Raw genomic sequence first — 4986 nt, 5'->3', positions numbered from 1 at the left:
AATTCGAAATAAAATCGCTTCAATAAAATTCCGTAAATTTAATTTGAGATAAATATTAAAGTGACGGAAAATAGCAAGTAACTTGGACCAGTGTTGATCATTTAGCATTGTTCGAGGCATAGCGAGTATAAAATTGGGTTTGGCGATTTAATTTTACTATCTCGCTATTTTTTTAATCAACAAATGTCAACAGACCCTAATATTTATTACGAATTATTTGAATCTTACAAACCTATATTTTTTATTAAAAACAAATATATATGGTTTTTATTTGTTTCATTTTCCATTTTTATTTGTTCTTTTTTTTGGTACATTAATATAAATGTATTTAATTTTATGCCAGAAATTCATCGATTTTACAGACTAATTATCTGTATTGTGATGGAAATTATTGTTTTGATTTCTTGGTTTAAGTTAGAAAAGCAAAGAGAGAAAAAAATTATTTCGAGACTTCAAATACTATTTATTACAGATGAAAATAATTTTTATGAACTAAAAAAACTGTGGTTTAAAAACTGTGTTAATTCTAACCAAAATACTTACCTAGAAATTGCTGAGAAAATTGACAAAGTTTTTGTTCTTAAAGAGAAATATAAATCGGTATTTTCATTTGATACCTATAGCTTTGGACGATTAATTTTTACATCAGATTCGAAAAATAGACTTTTAGCAATGTTTATGGGTGGGGTAGCTGCTTTAATTGCTCTAACAATTTCTACTGGAGTAAATATAAATAATGTTTTTGAATTTTTTTACAATTACTCTTTAACAAAATTTATAGCGAATGTTTTTGTATTTTCTGTATTTCTAATGTTTTTAATGTTGATTATTAAAGTAGCTATTTTAATTTCTGTAGAATTGTTATCTTCATTTGGTGATCAATTAGATAAAGATAGAGCAACAAGTAAAAGAAGATCTAGAATTTTTATAAATCAACTATTATATTTTTATGATTTACCAAAACCAAAAATTCGCATTACAAGTCAAAGAAAAGTAAATTAGCGTTTGTTAACTAATTTGGAATAATACTATGAAACTCAACTCATTCTCCCCAATCCCTGAAGATGATGAAGAGCTGCATCTACCTGAACTGGTGTACTGGGCATCTTTAGGTGAACGCGCAGAAGTCGAAAAATCTTTGGCAAATGGCACAGACGTAAACACTGCCGATGAAGAAGGCTACAGCGCACTGCATGCAGCCGCAGAAAACGGCTATTTAGACTTAGTGAAGCTATTGGTAGAGAAAGGTGCAAATGTACAGCATAAGACCCAATACACAGCATTAGAGCTTGCAGAAATGGCAGGCAATGATGATGTGGTAGCTTACTTAAAAAATTTGTAAGCCATATATTTTATAATGTTGATTCATAAAATACCCGCATGCAATATGCGGGTATTTTCATTTTAGTATTATTGTTGCTGTTGCTGTTGCTGTTGCTGTTGCTGTTGCTGTTGCTGTTGCTGTTGCTGTTGCTGTTGCTGTTGCTGTTGCTCAAGCTCCTGCTGAATCGCTTGATTAAACGCAGGCAAGTCATCTGGACAACGAGAAGTAATTAGCACCCAACCACCCGTATTACAGCGGTGCACCTGCTCATCGACCCAATGTGCACCCGCATTTTCCAAATCCAAACGAATACTTTTATAAGACGTCAGAGTTTTATCACGAATTCGTTCAGCATTAATGAGCGCCCAAGGACCATGACAAATTGCAGCAATAGGTTTTTGATGGTCAGCAAAGTTTTGAATAAGTCGCAGTGCATTTTCATCGATCCGTAGATGATCTGCATTGACAGTTCCGCCTGGAATTACTAAGACATCATAGTCTTCAGCATTTACGCTGCTCAATTGGGCATTGGGTTGAACTTCAGCTTCGACCTTTTTGTCGGCTTTTACTGTTTGGACAACCGCATGTTTAATAGCGGCATGAATGGCTTCAATTCCCTTTTCATTTAAATAATTTAATGGTTGGATCAGCTCGTCATGTTCAACACCGACATTTGACGTTATCACTAAAGCTTTTAAAGTCATGATTGACTCCTTGCAATGAGGATTGTCTACCACGCTAACAAGCTGACGGATTTGGGTATGTAATAATTTCGCAGGAAACTGTAAGAAGTTTTGACAGAGATGTTATGCGAAAGTTCTAGATTAGAGCGAACTTTTAAAAATCAGCTAGAAAAAGAAAACCCCAACATCCTGTTGGGGTTTTCTTCGTATTTCGTATTTTAGATACAACTCCATGTCATATCTCACGTCCTGATGCAGAAACTATTCTTATTGTTTTGGTGTTTCGGAAACTTCCTGTTTCCTGATAACTGTAGATTAGGCCTGTTTGAATAAATTGAATAGCAGCAATTTTCTGCATGTCATGTAAGCCAAAACGTACAAAATTATTCTGTTACCTTTCCAAAGAAAAATCATCTGATTAATTGATTAGAATCAAATGATTATAAAAGGGAAGGGAACAGTAAATGAAACAATGTATACAATATTTTCGAACGCCTAGCCTCATCGTCGGCATCCTGATGATCTCCGCATGCTATGCAGAAAACACTGCATCTACAGCACAAGATCAAACACCAAGCCAAACTCAAAATTCGGCACAAATCCAGCAAGAACAGCGCTTTAAAATACAAAAAATCGCTCAATTTAATGAACCTTGGGCCATCCAGCCGCTTACAGACGGACGTTTATTGCTGACTGAAAGAAAAGGTCAGCTAATTATCTTTAATCCTCAAAACCAGCAGAAAATACAGGTGAAAAACCTTCCCAAAGTTGCCTATGGTGGACAAGGTGGATTAGGTGATATTGCACTTGATCCACAGTTTGAAAAAAATCATCAGATATATCTGAGCTATGCAGAAGCAGGACAGGGCGGTTTTGGCGCTGTCATCGAAAAAGCCACATTAAACCTCAATGAAGCTTCGCCAAGTTTAAAACAGCGAAAAATCATTTGGAGGCAAATTCCAAAAGTAGAAGGTCAAGGCCATTATTCACACCGTATGCAGTTTGGTGCAGATGGAAAATTATGGGTGAGTTCGGGCGAACGTCAGAAGTTTGATCCTGCACAAGATCTGCAGTCAAATTTGGGTAAAGTACTGCGCTTAAATAGTGATGGAACACCTGCTGTAGATAATCCATTTCAGACCCAAGGCGAGGTTGCAAAGCAAGTGTGGAGCTTCGGGCACCGTAATCCTTTAGGCATGGCATTTGATGCAAAACAGCAGCTTTGGGTGGCCGAAATGGGCCCGAAAGGCGGTGATGAGTTAAATCTGGTGCAGCGTGCGAAAAACTATGGCTATCCGCATGTGTCGAATGGCGATCATTATGATGATCAACCGATTCCTGATCATCATACAGGCCTGCACGAATTTTAAATCTATCAGCTAAGCCGCATAGTGCTCATCGGCATTAAATGCATTGGCTTGAATTTGAATTAATTTACGATTTCCTTGTTCTCCATTCATCCGCCAATGCGCAATTTTAATATTATCGACGATCGCAACATCGCCTTTATGCCATTGTAAAAGCAGCGCATCTTTATACATCGCATCAAAAAATTGCTGCTTTTCGTTATCGCTGCATTCAATTTGTTGACCTTCTGGCGTGTAAATTTCCCAAGTCAGCTGCATGCCGTCCGCCGTCGAATCGATTTCAATGTCCCCTCGATTTTCAAAGCAATTTTTGGCCGCCTGATGGGCAAATGGATTGGTATTATTGGCAAAAGCCCACGGCTGAATGACATGCTTTTTCGTATCGGGGTGATGAATCACCAGTGGCGAACGCTGTAAGGTCAGTTTGGCTTTTTTATCTTGTCGAATCTCTAGACTAAACGGGCTCTTTTTCAGCAATAATCGGTCAAATAGCCCTACCTCGCGCGCCGAGACATAAGAAAAATGGTTCCATGCACCGAGATATTTTTCCTGTAGATGTTTCGGAAAACTCTCCCAAATCTGCTCTAAGTTATTAAATCCTGTTTCTGCCAAATACGTCGAAGGTTCCTGACAAAATAAGGCGATATAACGCGAGCGTTCTGAGCGTACTCCGCCTTCAACATGCGGGCCTTGTACCGAGTTTTCGACTGGACCCAATTGCACTGTGTTGCGGTCTATATAACGACGGTAGTCGCCAGCACCGAGCAAGTTCTCACTGTATTTTCGCATCCAAGATGCAACCCAGCTGGGCATATTGGGGTTAAAAGCATTCCATGGGGTAAACTGAAAATATTGTTCAATCAGTTGGTTAAATTGTTCGGGTTGCTCGATGTTAAAACCACGAAACAGTAAGATGCCATTTTCATGGATTTGTTGTAAAAGCTCTTGTCGATGCGCGCCAATATATTGTGCAAGATCTTGTGGGCTATTGTGTTCTGGAGCGGCATGAAAAATGCGGGTAAAACTATTCAGTTGTTGCTGTTGCAATTGCATAGGTCATTCTCTAATTTTTTAATTCAATTTTTATTGTTGTCGCCTAATCCCTAAGCGCTGACAGTTCGAGCTGCTGAACTCGCAGCAGTTATTCTGTCTAAATTCTCTGCCGATTATAAGTACAGTTTTACTGTTGCGATGTAAGTATTGTTGATAAATTGCGATTTTCCGACGAATAGAGTGCGATCTCTGAATGAATGACGACATGCAAAAAGCCCTCGACATCCTATCGAGGGCTTTTTAGATTCATTCTAAAGATATGACTCCTGTCATACCGATCAGCGTTCCTGCTGCATGTGCATTATTTATTTTTATTGCAAGACATCCTGTCTCTGTATGTTCTTACTATAGGCGCGTTGCTGTTGAGGCCATAGGCGTAAATACTGCAAGCGCTGTAGGTAAATGCCTACAGCAGAACGTCGCTAAATCCTGCTATAGCCAAATACTTAAAAATATAGAACAATAGAAACATGGGATATTCAAAAGATTTTAAAGACAAAGTCATAGAAATTATGACTAGAGATAAAATGTCTGTGCGAAAAGCAGCACAGCATTTTAA

Annotated in this window: 4 protein-coding genes and 2 pseudogenes; 3 read left to right on the top strand and 3 right to left on the bottom strand. The window is 38.0% G+C overall.

Annotated features, from left to right (window positions below; translation table 11 throughout):
- Window positions 1-120 (bottom strand): annotated as a pseudogene (locus FTT72_RS15870) (IS5/IS1182 family transposase); the annotation flags it as partial.
- A 216-nt stretch (window positions 121-336) separates the two neighbouring features.
- On the opposite strand from FTT72_RS15870, the gene FTT72_RS15865 reads away from it, so the two are divergent.
- Both FTT72_RS15865 and FTT72_RS15860 read left to right on the top strand, forming a co-directional pair.
- A complete protein-coding gene (locus tag FTT72_RS15865) occupies window positions 337-1002 on the top strand; it encodes a hypothetical protein (protein WP_180178678.1) in 666 nt (221 codons plus the stop codon).
- A 28-nt stretch (window positions 1003-1030) separates the two neighbouring features.
- Window positions 1031-1342, top strand: a complete 312-nt coding sequence (locus tag FTT72_RS15860) for an ankyrin repeat domain-containing protein (protein ID WP_180178677.1) — start codon at window positions 1031-1033, stop codon at window positions 1340-1342.
- Between the two features lie 68 nt (window positions 1343-1410).
- Here the strand turns inward: FTT72_RS15860 and FTT72_RS15855 are convergent, their stop codons facing one another.
- Window positions 1411-2028 (bottom strand): type 1 glutamine amidotransferase domain-containing protein, encoded by a 618-nt coding sequence (locus tag FTT72_RS15855; protein ID WP_180178676.1) that lies wholly within the window; start codon window positions 2026-2028, stop codon window positions 1411-1413.
- A 443-nt stretch (window positions 2029-2471) separates the two neighbouring features.
- Here FTT72_RS15855 and FTT72_RS15850 point away from each other — a divergent pair.
- Window positions 2472-3359, top strand: a pseudogene (locus FTT72_RS15850) (PQQ-dependent sugar dehydrogenase); the annotation flags it as partial.
- 27 nt (window positions 3360-3386) lie between these two features.
- Here the strand turns inward: FTT72_RS15850 and FTT72_RS15845 are convergent.
- Window positions 3387-4427: a TauD/TfdA family dioxygenase gene (locus FTT72_RS15845; protein WP_180178674.1), complete on the bottom strand. Its 1041-nt coding sequence runs from the start codon at window positions 4425-4427 to the stop codon at window positions 3387-3389.
- Between the last annotated feature and the right edge of the window lie 559 nt (window positions 4428-4986).

Source organism: Acinetobacter sp. YH01005 (genome assembly GCF_013420465.1).
In the GTDB taxonomy this organism is placed as follows: Bacteria; Pseudomonadota; Gammaproteobacteria; order Pseudomonadales; family Moraxellaceae; genus Acinetobacter; species Acinetobacter amyesii.
This window is presented reverse-complemented; position numbering and strand designations above follow the sequence as displayed.